Annotated in this window: 19 protein-coding genes and 1 pseudogene; 18 read left to right on the top strand and 2 right to left on the bottom strand. The window is 25.2% G+C overall.

Annotated elements, in window-relative coordinates:
* Nucleotides 1-16: 16 nt before the first annotated feature.
* From WFJ11_RS04860 to WFJ11_RS04835, 6 genes are all read left to right on the top strand, one after another.
* Nucleotides 17-1,309, top strand: a complete 1,293-nt coding sequence (locus tag WFJ11_RS04860; protein WP_338817010.1) for a radical SAM/SPASM domain-containing protein — start codon at nucleotides 17-19, stop codon at nucleotides 1,307-1,309.
* Nucleotides 1,310-1,347: 38 nt separating this feature from the next.
* Nucleotides 1,348-1,518 carry a hypothetical protein gene (locus WFJ11_RS04855; RefSeq protein ID WP_338817009.1) on the top strand — a complete coding sequence of 57 codons (171 nt, stop codon included), beginning with the start codon at nucleotides 1,348-1,350 and terminating at the stop codon, nucleotides 1,516-1,518.
* 767 nt (nucleotides 1,519-2,285) lie between these two features.
* Complete coding sequence (locus tag WFJ11_RS04850) at nucleotides 2,286-3,401, top strand: glycosyltransferase family 9 protein (RefSeq protein WP_338817008.1); 1,116 nt, start codon at nucleotides 2,286-2,288, stop codon at nucleotides 3,399-3,401.
* A 13-nt stretch (nucleotides 3,402-3,414) separates the two neighbouring features.
* Nucleotides 3,415-3,981 (top strand): SIS domain-containing protein, encoded by a 567-nt coding sequence (locus WFJ11_RS04845; protein ID WP_338817007.1) that lies wholly within the window; start codon nucleotides 3,415-3,417, stop codon nucleotides 3,979-3,981.
* A gap of 153 nt (nucleotides 3,982-4,134) precedes the next feature.
* Nucleotides 4,135-4,917, top strand: a complete 783-nt coding sequence (locus WFJ11_RS04840; protein WP_338817006.1) for a hypothetical protein — start codon at nucleotides 4,135-4,137, stop codon at nucleotides 4,915-4,917.
* On the top strand, nucleotides 4,907-6,310 hold the full coding sequence (locus WFJ11_RS04835) for a PfkB family carbohydrate kinase (RefSeq protein ID WP_338817005.1): 1,404 nt from the start codon (nucleotides 4,907-4,909) through the stop codon (nucleotides 6,308-6,310). Before WFJ11_RS04840 ends, WFJ11_RS04835 begins: the two co-directional genes overlap by 11 nt.
* 491 nt (nucleotides 6,311-6,801) lie before the next feature.
* Here WFJ11_RS04835 and WFJ11_RS04830 read toward each other — a convergent pair.
* Nucleotides 6,802-7,485: pseudogene (locus WFJ11_RS04830) on the bottom strand (IS30 family transposase); the annotation flags it as partial.
* 104 nt (nucleotides 7,486-7,589) lie between these two features.
* Nucleotides 7,590-8,555 (bottom strand): DDE-type integrase/transposase/recombinase, encoded by a 966-nt coding sequence (locus WFJ11_RS04825; RefSeq protein ID WP_338817004.1) that lies wholly within the window; start codon nucleotides 8,553-8,555, stop codon nucleotides 7,590-7,592.
* A gap of 204 nt (nucleotides 8,556-8,759) precedes the next feature.
* Between WFJ11_RS04825 and dnaJ the strand changes: the two genes are divergently transcribed.
* From dnaJ to WFJ11_RS04765, 12 genes are all read left to right on the top strand, one after another.
* Nucleotides 8,760-9,896, top strand: coding sequence for a molecular chaperone DnaJ (dnaJ, locus tag WFJ11_RS04820; protein ID WP_281703341.1), 1,137 nt, complete (start codon nucleotides 8,760-8,762; stop codon nucleotides 9,894-9,896).
* Nucleotides 9,896-10,834: a 50S ribosomal protein L11 methyltransferase gene (gene prmA, locus WFJ11_RS04815; RefSeq protein WP_338817003.1), complete on the top strand. Its 939-nt coding sequence runs from the start codon at nucleotides 9,896-9,898 to the stop codon at nucleotides 10,832-10,834. Before dnaJ ends, prmA begins: the two co-directional genes overlap by 1 nt.
* Nucleotides 10,827-11,555 (top strand): RsmE family RNA methyltransferase, encoded by a 729-nt coding sequence (locus tag WFJ11_RS04810; RefSeq protein WP_338817002.1) that lies wholly within the window; start codon nucleotides 10,827-10,829, stop codon nucleotides 11,553-11,555. Before prmA ends, WFJ11_RS04810 begins: the two co-directional genes overlap by 8 nt.
* 7 nt (nucleotides 11,556-11,562) lie before the next feature.
* Nucleotides 11,563-12,873: a tRNA (N(6)-L-threonylcarbamoyladenosine(37)-C(2))-methylthiotransferase MtaB gene (mtaB, locus tag WFJ11_RS04805; protein WP_281703344.1), complete on the top strand. Its 1,311-nt coding sequence runs from the start codon at nucleotides 11,563-11,565 to the stop codon at nucleotides 12,871-12,873.
* 17 nt (nucleotides 12,874-12,890) lie between these two features.
* Nucleotides 12,891-14,840, top strand: a complete 1,950-nt coding sequence (metG, locus tag WFJ11_RS04800; RefSeq protein ID WP_338817000.1) for a methionine--tRNA ligase — start codon at nucleotides 12,891-12,893, stop codon at nucleotides 14,838-14,840.
* The gene (locus tag WFJ11_RS04795) at nucleotides 14,840-15,610 is read left to right on the top strand and encodes a TatD family hydrolase (protein WP_338816998.1); all 771 of its coding nucleotides are present in this window, start codon (nucleotides 14,840-14,842) and stop codon (nucleotides 15,608-15,610) included. Before metG ends, WFJ11_RS04795 begins: the two co-directional genes overlap by 1 nt.
* Before the next feature lies 1 nt (nucleotide 15,611).
* Nucleotides 15,612-16,163 (top strand): ribonuclease M5, encoded by a 552-nt coding sequence (gene rnmV / locus WFJ11_RS04790; RefSeq protein ID WP_313961430.1) that lies wholly within the window; start codon nucleotides 15,612-15,614, stop codon nucleotides 16,161-16,163.
* Between the two features lies 1 nt (nucleotide 16,164).
* The gene (gene rsmA / locus WFJ11_RS04785) at nucleotides 16,165-17,007 is read left to right on the top strand and encodes a 16S rRNA (adenine(1518)-N(6)/adenine(1519)-N(6))-dimethyltransferase RsmA (protein ID WP_338816997.1); all 843 of its coding nucleotides are present in this window, start codon (nucleotides 16,165-16,167) and stop codon (nucleotides 17,005-17,007) included.
* Nucleotides 17,008-17,133: 126 nt separating this feature from the next.
* Nucleotides 17,134-17,364: a glutaredoxin family protein gene (locus WFJ11_RS04780; protein ID WP_009372420.1), complete on the top strand. Its 231-nt coding sequence runs from the start codon at nucleotides 17,134-17,136 to the stop codon at nucleotides 17,362-17,364.
* Nucleotides 17,365-17,602: 238 nt separating this feature from the next.
* Entirely contained in the window at nucleotides 17,603-18,232 is a 630-nt protein-coding gene (locus WFJ11_RS04775; protein ID WP_338816996.1) for a phosphatase PAP2 family protein, read from the top strand.
* Nucleotides 18,232-18,843, top strand: coding sequence for a phosphatase PAP2 family protein (locus tag WFJ11_RS04770; protein ID WP_323988560.1), 612 nt, complete (start codon nucleotides 18,232-18,234; stop codon nucleotides 18,841-18,843). The genes WFJ11_RS04775 and WFJ11_RS04770 overlap by 1 nt, the downstream gene beginning before the upstream one ends.
* Before the next feature lie 14 nt (nucleotides 18,844-18,857).
* Nucleotides 18,858-20,141 carry an adenylosuccinate synthase gene (locus WFJ11_RS04765; RefSeq protein ID WP_009372454.1) on the top strand — a complete coding sequence of 428 codons (1,284 nt, stop codon included), beginning with the start codon at nucleotides 18,858-18,860 and terminating at the stop codon, nucleotides 20,139-20,141.
* Nucleotides 20,142-20,168 lie beyond the last annotated feature (27 nt).

The raw sequence follows: 20,168 nt of genomic DNA, 5'->3' as shown, positions 1-20,168 counted from the left end.
AGAGGTGAATATATAGATGGATTTTAAAATATTACATTTTTATAATATAATTTTGATAATTAATCCTTCTAATGGAAGATGGATATCTTACAAATTAGATATGAATCATGATGTTAATAATAGATTTAATAATATGAATGATTTTAAGTCTAAATATACAGAATTATATAATTATATACAATTAAATTATAATAAACTTAATGAAAAAAATTTTAAAAATATAAGAAATCTTAAATATTTGATATTAAATATTACATCTGATTGTAATATGAATTGTAAGTATTGTTATGCTAAAAAATTTAAGAAAAGAACGGCTATGGATAGCGAAATAATGATTTATACTATAAATAAAATATTGGAGAATAATAAATCAAAAGAATGTTTAAATGTAATATTTCACGGTGGAGAACCATTACTAGAAAAAAATAAAATAAAAAAAATTATAAATTTATATAAAAATCAAAATATAAATTTTATAGTTCAAACAAATGGTAAATTATTAGATGAAGATTTTATTTTGTTTTGTAAATTAAATAAAGTTAGTTTAAGTTTAAGTGTTGATGGTTTTAAAATTTATAATAATCTGTCGAGAGAAATGGATGAAAATTATTTGAAGAATATAATAAAAAATCTAGAAATAATGAATAATTTAGATGTAAATAGAGGTGTAATATCTATTATAAACAAAACTAATGTTAAAGACATGATATATAACGCTGATAGATTGATTGATTTAGGTATTAATAAATTTACATTCAATTTGATTTATCAAAGTAATACTATTGAAGATAATTCACTTCCAGACATTGAAGTATTAATTGAAGAAACAAAAAAATTAATATCTCATCTATTTTGTCTAAATAATAAACAAAATTATAATATATGGGGGAAGTATTTTGAAAGGAATATATATGCATTGTGGAAAAAAATGTTTTATTTGTCTGATGATTACATGTGTCTAAATTTACCTTGTGGAGCAGGATCAGAAGTAATAACAGTTGATGAATATGGAAAGGTTTATCCTTGTTCAGTTTATATAGGTTCAGATAATTATATTACTGATATATGGAATTTCGACTTTTCAAATAAGATAAAACATAATTTTAGAGATATAAAAAAAATTGAAAAATGTAGAGTTTGTGAATTTAATAAGTTTTGTGTTGGAGGGGGTTGTCCAGGATTTATAAAAGATAGTACTGGATCGTTTTACGGAGAAAGTTTTTATTGTAAGTATTTTTATGAAATAATTAAATTTTTGTATTTTATCACACTAAATTCTGTAGACAATAAAATTACTAAAAATTTTTGATATAAAGTTTTTAAGTTTTTCAGGAAGGAGGTTTTAATATGAACAAATCAAAAGACAAGATTGTTGAATTGAAAGAACATAAAGATTCTAATATTGATAGTTTAGTAGAAGAATTGAAAGACGTTGTTTCTTGGAAAGATTTATTACCAGACTATGATGATGATAGTTTAATGGTACATTGGTCTAATGTAGGTGTAATTAACTCATAAACTATTCTAGATACTTTTTTACATCTATGGGTACTAATTTATTTTACTTGAGTATTTACTAAGTAAAGATTTAAAAGAGACTTACTATATTTGTAAGTAAAAAAGAATTATATCAGCAATAGAACTCTCTTAATATAATTTATATATTTTATAGCTTGTAAAAAACATAAAGAGAGTTCTATTTATGGTAATAATGAATAGTCTATAATATTATAAATTATATTTGATTTATTGTAATTGATATAATTATTTTTAATATTATAGAAAATAAAGTATAATTATAATGTTAGAAAAAACTTTATGAATATAAATTATTAGAAAACATATGCATATTTTTTTCTTAAATTATTTATTTATGATACTGAGGGTATTCTAAAAATAGATTTTGAAATTTTTATTAGATATTGAAATTAAAATAATGGTTATATATTAGTTGTTATAATTTGAGATATAAATAAGATACAATTATTAAAATTCGAAATATCAGTAGCATAAAAAATAGGTAAGATAATAGATTACACTATAATAATATGTGAATTAAATTTGATTTATGAGAATTTAAACCTATAAATTACAAATAAAAAATAGGTAATATTAATAAATTAATAGTAAAATAATTTAATAATTTGAAAGTTATTGTATTAGATAATATTATTACTTTAGTTGTAATTTCATTAAAATCATTTTACAAATAGAAATTTATTATATATTATATTTTTAATATGGAGGTGTAAATTATAAAACTTAGAATATTATTTTATAAATTAATGAAACTATTAATATCTTTTATACCAGTAAAAAAAAATAAAATAAAAAATAAAAATATAATATTGATATTATCTCATAATAATTTGGGTGATGTTGTCTGTGATTCGATATCTATCCAAAGTTTAAAAAATCATTATTTAGATTCTTATTTGGTTGTATTGGTAAGAAGAAAAGAAGGGGTAGAATTTTTGAAATATTGTGATTTAATAGATGAAGTATTGGTTTTACCATCAAGTAAATCTAATTTTTTAAAATTTGTTGAATTTTCTTTAACTTTAAAGAAATATAATTTCACTGAAAGTTTTCAATTAGTTAGAATATTTTCGCAATGGAATAGGGCTTATTTACCGTATTTTGTAGGAATAAAAAAAAGATATGGAATTTTAAACAAAAATTCTTTGAATGAAAATCACTGTTGTTTCACTAAATATTGTGTAGAGAATAAATATAGAAATAGAGTAACAGAATCTATAGATATTATAAAATTATCAGGTGTTCATAATTTTAATTTTTCTTTAAAAACATGGTACACTCTTGAAAATATTTCGCAATACACAACTAATAGTTATATAATAATTCAGCCAGGGGCAAGTATAGGTAAAAAACGATGGCCAGAAAAAAATTTTTTAGAATTGGTAAAAATGATATCAACAGAATTTTCTTCTATAGAAATATTTATTATAACTTCTCCTAAAGAATGTTTTTTATATAAATTTTTCGTTGAAAATTGTAAACAATATAAAAATGTTAAAGTAGTTGGTAATCTAAAAATTAATACTTATTTAAATATTTTATCTAATTCAAAACTTATTATATGTAATGATAGTGGACCTATGCATTTTTCAATAGCAAATAATATATATTGTTTAGCTTTGTTTGGTCCAACTCCACCAATATACGCTATTGATAAGAATTTAAGTAAGAAAATAGTTGTAATGCGTTCCAAGTGTGATAAAAAGTATTTAAATTGTGATGTTTATAGAAATTCAACGAACGAGAGAAAGAATTTACTTAAAGATATTTGTTTGTCCGAGAATTGTGTATGTGTTGATAGTATATCAATAAAAAGTGTTTATAATGTTTTTAAAAAAATTTATAATAATGTATTTATATAGTGTGAGGTATATTATGGAAAAAATAGTTTTTATGATAAAAAAAGTTATTAGTAGCGGAAACAGCATCTATATTTGTGGGAATGGTGGATTTGCATCAATGTCTGAGCATTTTTCTTCTGAGTTACAAAAATCATTGTATAATAAGAGAGATATTTCTCTAGAATTATCTGAAAAAATAAGGATTTTATCTAAATTAAATGGAATTGAAGACTTTTCAAAAAAAATGGAAAATGGATTTCCTGTATCATCTCTAGCAAGTAATCTATCTACAATCACTGCAATAAGCAATGATATAAGTTTTGATATGATTTTTGCACAACAAATATTTAATAAAGCAAAAGAAGGAGATTTAATAATTTTATTAAGTTCTTCTGGTGTGTCAAGAAATATTATTAATTCAGCTATTATATCTCATATTATGAAGTTAAAAATTATTTTAATTACGGGTAATAATGAAATAGGATATAGAGATATTGTAGATTATATATACAGAATAAATAGTGATAAGTGTCATATTATACAAGAAAAAACACTTGAATTAATACATAAAATTTGTTTAAAAATTCAAAATTATAAATAATATGGGTAGGTGTAGCTTTTGGATTTTTTAAATTTCGTAAATTACACTTTAAATATAAAGTTTAAATATTCTAAAAATTTATTTATATACGATAATTATTTGATAACTTTAAAAAATTTTATTGAAGACATGGATTATTGTGTTTATTCAAAAATGATAAAATTAAACAGTGGGGCTATATTCGTTTGTAGGTTTAATAAAAGTAATTTAATATTTGATAAATTTATAGCTATATTTAATGACAAAATAGTAAATCCTCTATTTGTTATTGAATATAATATTATGAAAGAATATAGAAAATATGAAGATGATAATCTTATAATATATTATAAAAATTATAATTTAACAAAATCTTTAATCTTTAGTATAACTAGTATTATTTTTGATTTAAAAGAATTTTTTTTAAAAACTTCTATGGATAAAATAATATTAATTTTTGTAGATAAGGAATTGTCTAAAGTTATATATTCTATAACTAAAGCTTCAAATTTTTTTGATAGTAAAACAAAAATAATAGTATTTTGTAATGGAATACCTGATAAAAATACAATAAAACACGAAATGGTTCATTTTTTTATGTCATATTATACAGATAAATGGCCTTGCGTTTTTTGGAGAGAAGGAATAGCAGAATCTTTTTATGATGAAGAATTTTATTATAAAAATTTGGTAAATATTAATAATATAGATCGTTCAAAACTCAATACGCCTAACGTTGTTAATGTTAAAAGAGAATATAGAATATTATTAGGTGCGATAATCAGATATCTTTTTAATGAGTATGGTAAAGAAAAAGTTATTGAAGCATATATAAAATCTTCTAATTTTGATTATGAAGAAATATTAAAAGATTTTTTTGACACAAGCATTGATAATATTATAAAAATAATATCTGAAAAATACAATTTATATTTAGGAGATAATAATGAATTATGAAAGTATTATTGGGAAAAAGAATACTAAAGTTTTATTAATTGGGGATGTGATTTTAGACTTATATGCTGAAAAATTCAAAAAAAAATATGGTAGAATAGTCATTTCTTTGGGAGGAGCCTCAAATGTTGCATATAATTTAAAAAAAATGGGAATAGATGTTGATTTTATTAGTTTTATAGGAAAAGATTTAGCAGGGAAATTATTTTTGAAGTTAAGTGATAAATTTGGAGTAAATACAAAATTTATAAAAAAATCAAGCATTTATAAGACTACTTATAAAAAAAGAAATTATATTTTTGGTTTTCAAAATAAGATATATTCTAGAGATAATACTATTAATTTGAGAGCTAAAGATGAAAAATATATACAACAATTTATAAATCAAAATATTAAAAAATATGATTATATTATTTTAAGTGATTATAATAAAGGAATTTTATCTAAAAAATTAATTAATAATATTATAGATGTATGTAGAAAATCTAAAATTAAGGTATTTATTGACAGCAAAAGGAAATTAGAATTATTTAAGAATTCATACTTGTTAAAGTATAGTATTGAGGATTTAAGTAATTTATTTTCTACAAATGATAAAAGTAAAATATTGAATAATTTAATTTTTTTTAAAAAAAAATATAAAATTGATAATATAGTTGTAACTTTATCGGAAAAAGGTTGCTATCATATTAACATAAATAATGAATATAAAGAATACATTAATAATAATTATGTTGAGGGACATGGAATTGGTGCGGGGGATGTTTTTTTTAGTGTATTATTTAGATTATATATTGAGGACTTTAAATTTAAAGAAATATTTTTTTACTCAAATTTATTAGCAGGAGCATCAATAACATCAAGATACACTTGTTGTTTAAATTTTTATGATATTTTAGTTAATAATAAATTAAAGGGATACTTTGATAATAAAGTAATATCATTAAGGACTTTTAATAATTTAATAAGTGATAAATTTTTTTATAAAAAAAAAATAGGTTTTACTAACGGTTGTTTTGATTTAATTCATGCAGGTCATATTAGCTCATTGGTAGAATCTAGTAAAAAAGTTGATATTTTAGTACTAGGATTAAATTCTGATAATTCTATTAAGGTTTTAAAAGGGAAAAACAGACCAATAATAAATTTTGAAGATAGAGCTTATATTTTATCAAATATTTCTGTTATTGATTTTATTATTAAATTTGATGAAAGAAGTCCTCAAAAAATAATAAAAAAAATAAATCCAGATTTATTATTTAAAGGCTCAGATTATAGAAATTACTATAAATTAAATAAAAATGAAAATGAAAATAAAATGATTTTTACGAAGTTTATTTCTGGTCATTCTACTACATCTATAATATCAAGGATAATAGAATTATATAATAATTAATATAATTGGGAATTATATTGATACAAATATATTATATTTTTAATAATTAAATAATACAAGGATTATATAGAACAAAAAAAATCAAATTTAGATTATATATTTTAATGTATATAAGTTTTGGTAAAATATAATTGAATGTATGTTATTATATATGTATAAAGTATACAAAAAAATTATTTGATTAATTTATAGAAAAATTTTCGAGAATATTATTTAGAAAATGATTAATAATTAATTTATAGAAAAATAACAGTTATTTTTTGCTTAGTTAATCTAAGATTTAATAATTTATGATAATTTTCATATGAAATTTTAACTATTAAAGTGTAGGATTAGATTTTACTTTTCTTATATTTGGTAAATTATATCCTAGTTTGATCATTCGAGATTTAATAGACTGAGATATGGATTCAAGTAAAATATATTTGATTAATTTTTGAAATTAATATTTTTATATGTGATGAATTGTAATATTTATTGCGACATAACTTTTATAGTTCGTATAAAAATGATTCTTCACTTGTTGGATAATTTAAACATTTTCTAGGTCTTAAATTGATTAGATTTAAGACCTTTTTTAATTCGTTTTTTGATATCTTTTCTAAATCCGTTTTTTTAGGATACAATTCTCTTAGTAATCCATTACTATTTTCATCTGTCCCTCTTTGCCAAGCACTATAAGTATCTGCAAAGTAAAATGGAATACCAATAGTTTCAACTTCTTTCCAACAAGCAAATTCTTTTCCCCAGTCTGATGTGAAACTTTTTAGTGCTTCTTTGTTATAATAACATAATAGTGTTTTAATCGCATTTAACATTAATAGTTTACTTCTATTAGGCATTTTTATTGCTACGTAAAACCTTGTTTTTCTTTCAGCAAATGTTGCCAAACAACCCTTACTTTTACCTCTAGACGATACTACCGTATCAAGTTCACAATGACCAAATTTTTTCCTCATTTTTATGTATTTTTGACGTTTATCTATAGAATGACCAATATTAAATTTTCCTCTAGTTTCTTGTTATTTTCTACTTTCCCATTTTCTTCTTAAATGATTTAACGCAATGTCAATAACACCAGAATAAATCCAGTTATAAATTGTCTTAAAGGCTAACTTACCTTTTAATTCTCTACCTATAATTTGTTCGAGAGACCAAGTTTTTTTAATCGACTTTGAATTGACTTTGAATTAAAGATATTAAGTTTTGTACATTTGTAAATGATGTGAGACCAAAAAATATAAAAAAATATAACCTGTATGTTAGAATTAAAGGAGAATTAATTCTCCTTTAATTCTAATAATTCTTTACGTTTTTCAATAGGAGAAAGCCAATTTAAAGTTTGCATAGGCAATCTATTAGATTTATAGAGATATTTTTTCATTTGATAAATCAAATCTTCATATGAATAAAAAGATAAATTACTGTAAAATCTTTCATTGTCATTTCTATGACTTCTTTCAACCTTGCCATTGTGTATAGGTGTTCTAGGTCTGATTAATTGATGTTTAATACCCAATTCATTACATAGTTTGTCAAAAGGATGAACTCTTTTGGTATCTTTAAAATGATTAAATTCAAAGCCATTATCGGTTTGAATAATTTCAGGAGTATAACCAAAGTATTTAATAGCCATTTTAACAAAAGTAACAGTACTATAAGAAGATTGTACCTTAAAAGGATAAATAAACCTTTCACGAGTTGCCTCATCAATAATCGTATATTGGTAGAATTTATCTGGGTATTTACCAACATAACAAGAATTAGGAACATATTTAACATCAACTTGCATTTTAACACCAATTTTAGTAGGAGTATGATAAGGTTTAGAAGGTTGTTTAATGTCTTTAAAAAAGCCAAGTTTTCTAAGAAATCTAAAAAGAGAGCAAGGGTGTCTAGAATAACCTTTATTTAGTTTAAGTTTAGCGTAAAGTACAATTAAAGAAATGTTAGGATTTCTTCTAATGAGGTTTTTAATCCAATAAAATTCAGTATCAGTATGAGAATTAGGATGTTTAGATAAAGGTCTATGAGATTTATCCTTAAGGGAGTCAATAGAGCCATCAAATCTTTTATTCCAACGCATAAGAGAAGCTTTAGATATTTTATATCTTCTACAAACAAAGCTAACAGAATTACCATTTCTGTAAGTTTTAACAGCATGGTATCTTGTTTGAAGCAAATGAGGGATATAACGTTGGTTGTGTTTTATATTTTCTTGATTTTGTGGTATAATATTATTCATAAAAGAGAGTTCCTTTCTAGTTAATTTTTTTGTTTTAATAATTATACAGGATATTCTCTTTTTTTTTTGTACCCTTGGTCTCACATCAATTGTATCATAACAATCTTTTTTGATTATTTATTATAAAAATAGTAGAAAGAAAGTTCATTTTATGGTAAAATTATATATTGAGTAATTATATATTATATATTTTCAGGAGAGATTATGAGAGATTTATATGAAATATTAGGAGTAGATAAAAATTGTAATAAAGCAGAGTTAAAATCTGCTTATAGAAAACTAGCGAAAAAATATCATCCGGATGTTAATCCTAATAATAAAGAAGCAGAAGAAAATTTTAAAGAAGTAAATTTTGCTTATGAAATACTAAGTGATGACAATAGAAGACAAAAATACGATACATATGGAGAGGCAAGTTTTAATGCTAATGCATCAGGAGGCGGAGGCTTTGGAGGCTTCTCTGATATGGAAGATATTTTTGAAAGTATTTTCGGAAATTTTGGAGGATTTGGAGGTTTTGGAGGCTTTAGTTCGACTAGAAATTCCAATCGTCCAAGAAAGGGAGAAGATACTGAAGTTTATTTAGATTTGGATTTTTTTGAAGCTGTAAATGGTGTAGAAAAAGAAATTTTTGTAAATGTAAAAACTGTTTGTAATGTATGTTCAGGTACTGGTGCAAAACCAGGAACAAAGAAAGTTACTTGTAAAAAATGTAATGGACGTGGAAGTATTAGAGTTCAAAGACAAAGTTTTTTTGGAACAGTTGTTTCTGAAGAATTATGTAATGAATGTAATGGTACTGGTGAAATTGTAGAAGAAAAATGCGAAAAATGCAAAGGAAAAAAATTTGTTCTTGTAAGAAAGAAATTTACTATTAAAGCTCCAAAAGGTGTGAATACAAATAATATTATGACTTTAAAAGAACAAGGAAATTGTGGAGAAAATGGTGGACCTAATGGAGATGTCTATGTTATTTTCAAAGTAAAATCTCATGAATTATTTGTAAGAAATGGAAATGATGTTTTCTATGAATTACCAATTTCCTTTACAGAAGCAACTTTAGGGGCAGAAGTAGAAATCCCAACTTTAGATGGAAAAGAAAAATATACAATTCCTGAAGGAACAGAGACTGGTACAGAATTTATCCTTAAAGATAGGGGAATTTCTGATGTAAATGGATATGGTAAGGGTAATTTAACTTTTAGAGTTAAAATTATTACTCCAAAGAATTTAACTGATAGACAAAAGGAACTTTTAAGAGAGTTTTCTAGTGAGAGAGAAGAACATTTGACAGAGCATAAGAAAAACTTTTTTGAAAAGGTAAAGGAGCTATTTGAATAATGGACTGGACTGAAATTGAGGTTGTAGTAAAAAATCAATTTGAAGACAATATAGTTGGAATACTTTATTTATTTGATATTGATGGAATAAATATAAAAGACTCAAGAGATTATGAGAAATTTGCAAAAGAAAAGCCTTATTGGGTAGTTTTAGATGAGGATGATTTTGAAAAAAGTGATTTTATTACTGTTAAGACTTATTTAAAAAATGACGATGAAATTGAAGAAAATTTGCAAATTTTACAAGAGAGAATTTCAGAATTTGAAAGAGAATACAACGAAAAAGTCATTTTAAAAATAGATTCAAAAATAAAAACCGAAGATTGGGCAAATGAGTGGAAAAAATATTATAAACCTACAAAGGTTGGTAAGAATTTCATTATAAAACCTACTTGGGAAGATTATAATTTAGCTGAAAATGAAATTATGATCGAATTAGATCCGGGTATGGCTTTTGGTACGGGAACTCATGAAACTACATCTTTATGTTTAGAAGCTATCGAAAAGATAGATTTAAAAGATAAAACTGTTTTTGATATAGGTTCAGGAAGTGGAATTTTATCTGTTGGAGCTTTGAAACTAGGAGCAAAAAAAGTAGAAGCCGTTGACATTGACATCTTAGGGGTTGAGGCAACTTTAGAAAATGCTAAGCTAAATAAAGTTGAGGATAGAATTATTGTTCATCATGGAGATTTATGTGAAAAATTAAATTCAAAAGCAGATGTAATTGTTGCTAATATTCTTGCACATATTTTAGTAAAATTATTGGATGATATAAGTAAATTTATAAAAGATGAAGGAATTTTTATTGGTTCTGGAATAATAGAAGAAAAATATTCCGATGTTGAAAACGCCTTGATAAAAAATAATTTTGAAATTTTGGAAGTAAACAAAAACAAAGATTGGGTTTGTGTAATTGCAAGGAGAAAGAATGCATAGATTTTTTACTGACGAGTCTATCTTAGATGGAAAAGTTAAAATATACGGAGATGACTATAATCATATAAAAAAAGTTCTTAGAATTGCAGAAGATGAAAAAATTGAGGTAGTAGTTTTAGGGGAACTTTATATTGGGAATATAGAGATTTGTGATAAATATATTTCTGTTTATAATTTGGAAAAAATTTCAGAAAATACTGAATCAAAAATTAAAATTCATCTATTGCAATGTTTGGCAAAGGGTGAAAAAATAGATTTAATAGTTCAAAAAGCTGTTGAACTAGGAGTATACGATATTACTTTGGTTAATTCAAAAAGATGTATCGTAAAATTTGACGAAAAAAAAGAGAGTAAAAAAATTGAAAGATTACAAAAAATTTCTTATGAGGCATCAAAGCAATCAAAGAGATTAATTGTTCCTAAAATCAATGAATTAATACAAATTAAGGATATTATAAATTTTGTAGGAGATAATTACTTACTTGTAGCTTATGAAGAGGATAAAAATATTTCTTTAAGGGATGTAATTATAAAAATAAAAACAGAAAATTCTGGTAAGGATATATTTATTTTAATAGGTTCGGAGGGCGGTTTTGAAAGAGAAGAAGTTGAGTTTTTAATTAATAATGGAGCTTTCAGCATTGGCCTTGGAGCTAGAATTTTGAGAACGGAGACTGCAGGCATAAATTTACTTTCAATTTTGCAATATGAATTTATGTAGGAGGTTTATGAATAAAGTTAGTTTTTTAACTCTGGGTTGCAAAGTTAATCAGTATGAAACTGAAGCTATGCAGGAGTTATTTAAGAAACGAGGGTATGAGATTTGTAATGAAAATGATATATGTGATGTATATGTTATAAATACTTGTACAGTTACAAATTTGAGCGATAGGAAATCAAGACAATTTATTTCCAGAGCGAAAAAATTGAATAAGGATGCTATTTTAGCTGTAGTAGGTTGTTACTCTCAGGTTGCACCTGATGAAATTTCTGCAATTGAGGATGTAGATGTAATTATTGGAACTAAAAATAGAGCTAGAATAGTTGAATTATGTGAAGAATCAAAGAAGTCGAATTTAAAGTTTAATATCGTTTCAGAACTTACAAAGGATTGTGGTTTTGACGTATTGTCAATAGAAAATCAAGAAAGTAAAACAAGAGCATATATAAAAATTCAAGAAGGCTGTAATATGTTTTGTACATACTGCATAATTCCTTATGCAAGAGGACCGATTAAGTCAAGACCAATTGATGATATATATGAAGAAGCTGTAAAACTTGCGAATAATGGATATAAGGAAGTCATAATAACAGGGATTCATGTTGGTTCTTATGGACTTGATTTAGGAAATGATACTAGACTTATTGATGTTATAGAAAAATTATCTACTATCGAAAATCTTGACAGAATAAGACTTAGCTCCATAGAAGCGGGAATTATTTCTGAAGATTTCTTAATTAGATTAAAAAATTGTAAAAAAGTTTGTGAGCATTTTCATTTGTCTTTACAAAGCGGTTGCGATAAAATTTTAAAACTTATGAATAGAAGATATACAACTGATATGTATAGAAAAAAAGTTAGAATGATAAAAGAAATTTTTCCAAATGTTGCTCTTACAACTGATATTATTGTTGGATTTCCAGGAGAAAATGACGAGGATTTTCAAGAGACATTAAATTTTGTAAAAGAAATAGGATTTTCTAAAATTCATGTTTTTAAATATTCAAAGAGAAAGGGAACTCCTGCTTTTGATTTTAAGGAACAGGTTGATGGAAACGTAAAGAAATTTAGAAGTAATGAATTAATCCTATTAGCAAAGGATATGACGACAGAATTTTTGAAAAAAGAACTTTCAGAAAAACATGAAGTTTTATTTGAAGAAAATATTAATGGAAATAGACTTGTAGGTTATACAAGAAATTATATAAGATTTTCTGCTCCGTATAATGAAGATATGAAAAACAAAGTTGTTTATTGCAATGGTATTTCGGTTGAAGGAGAAGAAATATTTGGATTAGCAAGTAAAATAAAGATTTAAAAATTAGGAGGCTTATTTTGGAAAAGAAAAACTTTTATTTGACAACACCTATTTATTATCCAAATAGTAATTTACATTTGGGTCATACTTATACAACAATTGTTGCAGATGTGTTAAAGAAATATAAACAAGCTCAAGGTTTTGATGTATTTTTTACAACTGGAACTGATGAACATGGTCAAAAATTACAAGAATCCGCTATAAAAGCTGGTAAAGCTCCATTGGAATATATTGATCCCATTGTTGAAAGTGCAAAAGAACTTTGGAGAACTTTAGATATAGATTTTGATGCTTTTGTTAGAAGTACAGATAAAATTCACGAAAAAAATGTAAGTGAAATTTTTACAAAACTTTATGAAAAGGGAGAAATTTATAAAGGGAGTTATAAAGGAATGTATTGTGTTCCTTGTGAAGCCTTTTGGACTGAAAGCCAACTAGTTGAAGGAAATAAATGTCCTGACTGTGGTAGAGAAGTTTCTCCTAGTGAAGAAGAAACATACTTCTTTAGACTTTCTAAATATCAAGATAGACTTTTAAAATTATATGAAGAAAATCCTGATTTCATTCAACCAGAATCAAGAAAAAACGAAATGATAAGTTTCATTAATGAAGGTTTAACTGATTTATCCGTTACACGTTCAAGTTTTGATTGGGGTGTTAAAGTTCCCTTTGATGAAAAGCATGTTGTTTACGTTTGGATAGATGCCTTAAGTTGTTATTTAACAGGTATTGGTTATGGAACAGATGAAGAAAAGTTCAATAAATTTTGGCCTTGTGATGTTCATTTAATTGGTAAGGAAATCATGCGTTTCCATGCAATTATTTGGCCTGCAATTTTAATGGCTTTAGATTTACCATTGCCAAAGAAAATTTTCGGACATGGATGGATTTTATTTGATGATGATAAGATGAGTAAAAGCAAGGGAAATATTGTTTATGCTGAACCAATTATAGAAAGATATGGAATGGATGCATTAAGATATTTTATGCTAAGAGAATTTACTTTTGGGCAAGATGGTAATTTCACTTATACTAAAATGTTAAACAGAATTAATTCAGACCTTGTAAATGACTTAGGGAACTTAGTTTCAAGATCAGTGGCAATGTGTGAAAAGTATTTTGATGGTTTTGTTCCTTCTCAAACAGAATTAACTGAACTTGATAATGATTTAATCGAAATTGCCACTACTACTAGAGATAGAGTTGCAGAGTTGATGGATAAACTTAATTTTTCAATGGCTCTTGAAGAAATATGGAAATTAGTTAGAAGAACTAATAAATATATTGATGAAACAACTCCTTGGGCTTTGATTAAAGAACAAAAAGAAGAAAGATTGAAAACTGTAATTTATAATTTACTTGAAAGTATAAGAATTATTTCAGGATTAATTAAACCTTTTATGAAAGAAACTTCATCTAAAATAAATGAACAAATAGGTTATTCAAATTATTCTTATGAAGACTTAACTAAATTTGGATTACTTGGAGTTGGTACTAAAGTTTGTAAAGGAAAGAATTTATTTGATAGGCTTGATGTTGACAAAGAATTAGAAATAATTATTCAAAAAAATTCTGAACTTATTGAGATGAGAAAGAAGAAAAATTCAGGAGCGGATGAAGTTAAAGAAGATGTTAAAGAAAATGAACTAATAACAATAGATGACTTTGCTAAAGTTGAACTTAAGGTAGGAAAAATCTTAGAATGCGAGCCTCATCCAAAAGCTGATAGACTTTTAGTTTCTAAAATTGATATTGGTGGAGAAGTTAGAACTATAGTTTCAGGAATAAGAAAATACTATTCTGAAAAAGACCTTATAGGTAAAAAAGTTATTGTTGTTACAAATTTAAAACCGGTTAATTTAAGAGGTGTGGAAAGTAATGGAATGATACTTGCTGCATCTGATGATGAGAATTTAAGTGTATTGACTGTTTTAAATGATGTTAAAGAAGGATCAAAGGTATCATAATGAAAATAGTAGATAGTCACTGTCATATTGATGATGAAAAATTTGATCAAGATAGAGAAATAGTGATTTCAAATTTTGAAGAAGATGGAATTGACTTTATAGTAGATCCTGCTTCTGATATATCATCAAGTGAAAAAATAATTGAAATTGTAAAAAAATATGATAGAGTATATGGAGCAGTAGGAATTCATCCTCATGAAGTCGAAGATGTAACTGATGAGGACTTAAAAAAAGTTTATGAAATGTCTTTTAGTGAAAAAATAGTTGCGATTGGAGAGATTGGACTAGATTACTATTATGACAATTCTCCAAGAGAAAAACAAAAAGAAATTTTTAGAAAACAACTTGAAATCGCTGAAAAGAGAAAACTACCGGTAATCATTCATACTAGAGATGCTATGGGAGATACTTATGATATTCTATCTGAATTTAAAGGTAAGGTAAAAGGCGTAATGCATTGTTACACAGGTTCAAGCGAGATGGCAAAAAGATTTATGGAGCTTGGTTACTATATTTCTATTTCAGGAACGGTAACTTTTAAAAATGCAGTTAATGTTAGAGAAATGGTAAAGACAATTCCACTAGACAATTTGCTCGTGGAAACAGACAGTCCATATTTAACTCCTGAACCAAATCGTGGAAAGAGAAATGAACCGAAATTTGTAAGATTCACTGCTGAAAAAGTTGCGGAACTTAAAGAAATGGAATTGAATGATTTAATCTATAATACGAATAGTAATGTCAGAAATCTTTTTTCAATAGAGGATTAATATGAAAAAAATCAAAGAAATAATAGTAGTTGAAGGAAAAGACGATATTTCAAAAGTTAAGTCTGCCTTTGATTGTGATGTTATTGCAACAAATGGAACTCATTTTTCTAAAAATTTGCTAAAAAAATTAAAAGAGGCAAATGAAAAATGTGGAATAATAGTTTTTACCGATCCCGACTATGCAGGAGAAAAGATTAGAAAAAATATAAATAGAGTAATACCAAACTGTAAAAATGCATTTTTAAGTAGGAGTCTTGCACTTAAAGGAGATAATGTTGGAGTTGAAAATGCAAAAGTTGAAGATATTATCGAAGCTATTGAAAATGCAAAAGTAACGGTTCTGGAGAGAAAAGATGAAATAGACTTAACCCTTTTAACTACTTTAGGAATTAGTGGAACGGGGAATAGTAAAGAGCTTAGAGAAAAACTTTGTGATTATTTTAAAATTGGATATTGTAATTCAAAACAATTTGTAAAGAGATTAAATAGTTTTGGAATAACTGAAAGCGAATTAATTACAGCTGTTAAAAAATTTTTAGGAGAGGAAGTTTAAAATGGATTTATATAAATTATCGGTAATAAAAGAAATTTGTGATAAATTCGGATTTTCATTTTCTAAAAATTTTGGACAAAATTTTTTAACAGATAGAAATATCTTAGAAAAGATAGTTGAAGTTTCAGCTGTTGATAAAGATTATGGAGTAATCGAAATAGGCCCGGGTTTTGGAGTTCTTACAAAGTTTTTACTTGAAAAAGCTGGAAAAGTTGTTTCAATAGAGATTGATACAAGATTGAAAGAAGTTTTAGATTATACACTTAGTGAATATGATAATTTTGAATTTGTTCAATCCGACGCACTAAAAATAGATTTTAAAAAGCTTATTGAAGAAAAATTTATGCAAAAAAAAATAGTTGTGGTTGCGAATTTACCATATTATGTGACAACACCAATAATAACAAAACTTTTAGAGAGTGATTTAGATTTAGAATCCATAACTATAATGGTTCAAAAAGAAGTTGCTCAAAGACTTGTTGCAGATGAAAATAGTAAAGATAATTCAAGCATAAGTTTATTTGTAAAATATTATGCTGATGCTAATATAGCTTTCAATGTGTCAAGAAATGTATTCGTTCCTGCACCAAATGTAGATAGCGCTGTTGTAAATATGAAACTTAAAAAAGAAAAATTTGAGTATGAAAAAACGATGTTTAAACTTATAAAAAATGGCTTTGAAAATAGAAGAAAAACAGTTTTAAATTCATTTTGCAAGTCTGGTATAGAAAAAGAAAAAATTATTAAGGTTTTGGAAAAACTAGGTATAGATACTAGGACAAGGGCAGAAAAATTATCTCTAGAAGATTTTAAAAATATTGCTAGAGAATATGAAAATTTATAAATTGTTGAAAAACTAAGAAAAAATAAGTAATACTTTGTTTAAATAAAAAATCAAGGGGTATAAAATTACTGAATAAATATTACAAATATTTAAACTATCGAAAAAAATTTATTAGGGGGCAAAAAAATGGCAAAAGTAGTAGTATATTCAAGTGAGTCTTGTACTTATTGTAAACAAGCAAAAGAATTCTTAAAAGCAAATAATATCGATTATGTTGAAAAAAATGTTTCAACTGATTTAGAAGCTAGAAAAGAATTAATGGCGAAAGGACATATGGGTGTTCCTGTAATCTGTGTTGATGATGTAGAAATGGTTGGCTTTGATAAAGCTGAATTATCAAAAGCATTAGGATTATAATATTAAAATAATGATTTTAAGAGGTTCAGTAAAATTGCTGAACTTTTTTTGTGCTTATTTTTAAAAATATTAAAAATACTTATTTAATATATTACTAAATTATTTGAAAATAAATATATTTTCTAAAAAACTACTATTAAATTTTTGTAATTTTATAGTAGTTTTTTTGTTAAAAGATATGTAATCTTTTGATTAATAATTCAATTTATGATATAATTATTTTGGTTTAGGAGGAAAAATGGAAAAATTAAAATTAAGACAATTTATTGTTTTATTTTTTATAGTTTTTATTTGTAGCATTATTTTTGGTTTCTTTCTAAAGAGTATAGAACTGACTAATAGTGTTGACTATAAAATTATGACTTTGGTTCAAAGTAATAATATTTTTAACAAAAATTATATACTCCTAAATTTTATTAAATTTATAACATCTTTGGGAGATGGAAAAACTTATTTTATTTTATTTGTTCCTTTTGGAGTATATTTTTATTATAACAATTTGAAAAAAGAGTTTTTGCTTTTAATTGCTACATTACTATTAACGTATATGTTAAATGAGTTAATTAAACATATTGTTTTAAGAAAAAGACCTATTGAATTTTTTATTATAAATATGAGTGGTTTTAGTTATCCAAGTGGACATGCTATGAATTTTTCAGCTTTTTATTTAACTTTTAGATTTTTGTTACATGAAAAATTTAAGAGTAGAATTATAGATATAACTATTTATATTATGATTTTTTTAATAGCAATAAGTAGAGTTATTTTAGGAGTTCATTGGCCAACTGATGTTATTGTAGGACTTGTATTAGGATATTTTTGTTATAATTTGGCAAAATTGATATATCTTAATTTTTGGAGGGATTAATGTTATATCTTATTATCTTTACTGTTGTTGTATTTATTTTTACATCAATAGTTGGAAATAAATTAAAGAAACAGAATTTTTTAATAGATTTAAAGTTGAAGAATTTTTTTCAAAATAATAATTTAAGATTTTTAAAATCTTCAATGAAGCATATAACTTCAATGGGAGATGTTGTAACTTCACTTATTATTATTTTTCCTATCTTCTTTTATTCTGTTTCAGAAAAAAATTATGTGTTAGCAAGTGCGATTTTGAATTCATCGCTATTTAATATGATATTTTTAAATTCTTTTAAATTTTTATTTAGAAGAGAACGTCCAGTTTCACATTCTGATATAAAATACTGGGGATATAGCTTTCCGAGTGGACATTCTTGTATAGGATTAAGTTTTTATCCTACTGTAATGTATGTTTTGTTTAATGGTCATAGCTCATTTCCTTTTTGGATTACTGTAGGTATTTTGTTTGGACTTAGTATTGCAATAAGTAGAATTGTTGTTGGAGTTCATTGGTTTTCGGATGTTGTTTTTGGTTCCTTAGTAGGACTTGTATTTTTTAGTTGGACAGTATATTTGTATAATATTGGATTTTATTATAAATTTTTGTTTTAATATTAGGAGGATTTATGGTTAAAGCAGTAGTTGGAGCAAATTGGGGAGACGAAGGAAAAGGAAAGATAACAGATATGTTAGCTGAAAATGCTGATATAATTGTTAGATTTCAAGGAGGTTCCAATGCAGGACATACTATCATAAATGAGTATGGAAGGTTTGCATTACATTTACTACCTTCAGGTGTTTTTTATAAGCATACAACATCAGTAATCGGAAATGGTGTAGCTCTTAATATCCCTTATTTACTTAAAGAAATTGAATACTTAAAAGAAAAAAATGTTCCTGATATTAATATTTTAGTTTCGGACAGAGCACAACTTGTTATGCCTTATCATATAGATTTTGATGCATATGAAGAGGAAAGACTTGGGAAAAATTCGTTCGGATCTACAAAATCTGGAATTGCACCTTGCTATTCAGATAAATATGCTAAAATAGGTTTCCAAGTAAATGAATTATTTGATGAAAATTTACTTGAAAAGGTTGAAAGAGTTGTTGAATATAAAAATGTAATTCTAGAAAATTTATATCATAAAGAAAGAATTAATGCTAAAGAATTATATGAACTTATGCTTAGCTGGAGAGATGCAATTAAACCTTATGTTTGTGATGTATCAAAATTCTTGAATGATGCTATAAAATCAGGAAAGAAAATATTACTTGAAGGACAACTTGGTTCTTTAAAAGATACAGATCATGGTATATATCCAATGGTAACTTCTTCATCAACCTTAGCAGGATATGGAGCAATTGGAGCTGGAATTCCACCTTATGCTATCAAAGACATTGTAACTGTAGTCAAGGCTTATTCTAGTGCAGTTGGTGCTGGTGCGTTTGTTAGTGAAATTTTCGGAGAAGAAGCTGAAGAACTAAGAAAACGCGGTGGAGATAAGGGAGAATATGGTGCTACAACAGGAAGACCTAGACGTGTTGGATATTTTGATGCAGTTGCTTCAAGATATGGTTGTAGAGTTCAAGGCAGTACTGAGGCTGTATTAACAGTTATTGATGCATTAGGATATTTAGAGGAAATTCCAATCTGTATTGGTTATGAAATTGATGGCGAAATTACTAGAGATTTTCCAACAACTGATAAGCTTGAAAAAGCAAAACCAGTTTGGAAAGTCTTAAAGGGATGGAATAGAGATATAAGGGGAATTAAAAATTACGAAGAATTACCAATTGAATGTAGAGAATATATAGAATTTATCGAAAAAGAATTGGAAGTTCCGGTTAAGATGATTTCTAATGGTCCAAAGAGAGAAGATATAATTTATAAAAATAGTAATATTTAATTTTATAAATTAGTACTAATGGGTATT

The organism is Parvimonas micra, from assembly GCF_037482165.1.
Lineage (GTDB): Bacteria > Bacillota > Clostridia > Tissierellales > Peptoniphilaceae > Parvimonas.
Note: the sequence above shows the minus strand (reverse complement) of the source record. Positions and strands in the feature narration are given on the sequence as shown.

Excerpts from the sequence above, each read along its gene's own strand:
- WFJ11_RS04860 (WP_338817010.1), top strand. The coding sequence starts at position 17 with ATGGATTTTAAAATATTACATTTTTATAATATAATTTTGATAATTAAT.
- WFJ11_RS04855 (WP_338817009.1), top strand. The coding sequence starts at position 1,348 with ATGAACAAATCAAAAGACAAGATTGTTGAATTGAAAGAACATAAAGAT.
- WFJ11_RS04850 (WP_338817008.1), top strand. The coding sequence starts at position 2,286 with ATGAAACTATTAATATCTTTTATACCAGTAAAAAAAAATAAAATAAAA.
- WFJ11_RS04845 (WP_338817007.1), top strand. The coding sequence starts at position 3,415 with ATGGAAAAAATAGTTTTTATGATAAAAAAAGTTATTAGTAGCGGAAAC.
- WFJ11_RS04840 (WP_338817006.1), top strand. The coding sequence starts at position 4,135 with ATGATAAAATTAAACAGTGGGGCTATATTCGTTTGTAGGTTTAATAAA.
- WFJ11_RS04835 (WP_338817005.1), top strand. The coding sequence starts at position 4,907 with ATGAATTATGAAAGTATTATTGGGAAAAAGAATACTAAAGTTTTATTA.
- WFJ11_RS04825 (WP_338817004.1), bottom strand. The coding sequence starts at position 8,555 with ATGAATAATATTATACCACAAAATCAAGAAAATATAAAACACAACCAA.
- dnaJ (WP_281703341.1), top strand. The coding sequence starts at position 8,760 with ATGAGAGATTTATATGAAATATTAGGAGTAGATAAAAATTGTAATAAA.
- prmA (WP_338817003.1), top strand. The coding sequence starts at position 9,896 with ATGGACTGGACTGAAATTGAGGTTGTAGTAAAAAATCAATTTGAAGAC.
- WFJ11_RS04810 (WP_338817002.1), top strand. The coding sequence starts at position 10,827 with ATGCATAGATTTTTTACTGACGAGTCTATCTTAGATGGAAAAGTTAAA.
- mtaB (WP_281703344.1), top strand. The coding sequence starts at position 11,563 with ATGAATAAAGTTAGTTTTTTAACTCTGGGTTGCAAAGTTAATCAGTAT.
- WFJ11_RS04795 (WP_338816998.1), top strand. The coding sequence starts at position 14,840 with ATGAAAATAGTAGATAGTCACTGTCATATTGATGATGAAAAATTTGAT.
- rnmV (WP_313961430.1), top strand. The coding sequence starts at position 15,612 with ATGAAAAAAATCAAAGAAATAATAGTAGTTGAAGGAAAAGACGATATT.
- rsmA (WP_338816997.1), top strand. The coding sequence starts at position 16,165 with ATGGATTTATATAAATTATCGGTAATAAAAGAAATTTGTGATAAATTC.
- WFJ11_RS04780 (WP_009372420.1), top strand. The coding sequence starts at position 17,134 with ATGGCAAAAGTAGTAGTATATTCAAGTGAGTCTTGTACTTATTGTAAA.
- WFJ11_RS04775 (WP_338816996.1), top strand. The coding sequence starts at position 17,603 with ATGGAAAAATTAAAATTAAGACAATTTATTGTTTTATTTTTTATAGTT.
- WFJ11_RS04770 (WP_323988560.1), top strand. The coding sequence starts at position 18,232 with ATGTTATATCTTATTATCTTTACTGTTGTTGTATTTATTTTTACATCA.
- WFJ11_RS04765 (WP_009372454.1), top strand. The coding sequence starts at position 18,858 with ATGGTTAAAGCAGTAGTTGGAGCAAATTGGGGAGACGAAGGAAAAGGA.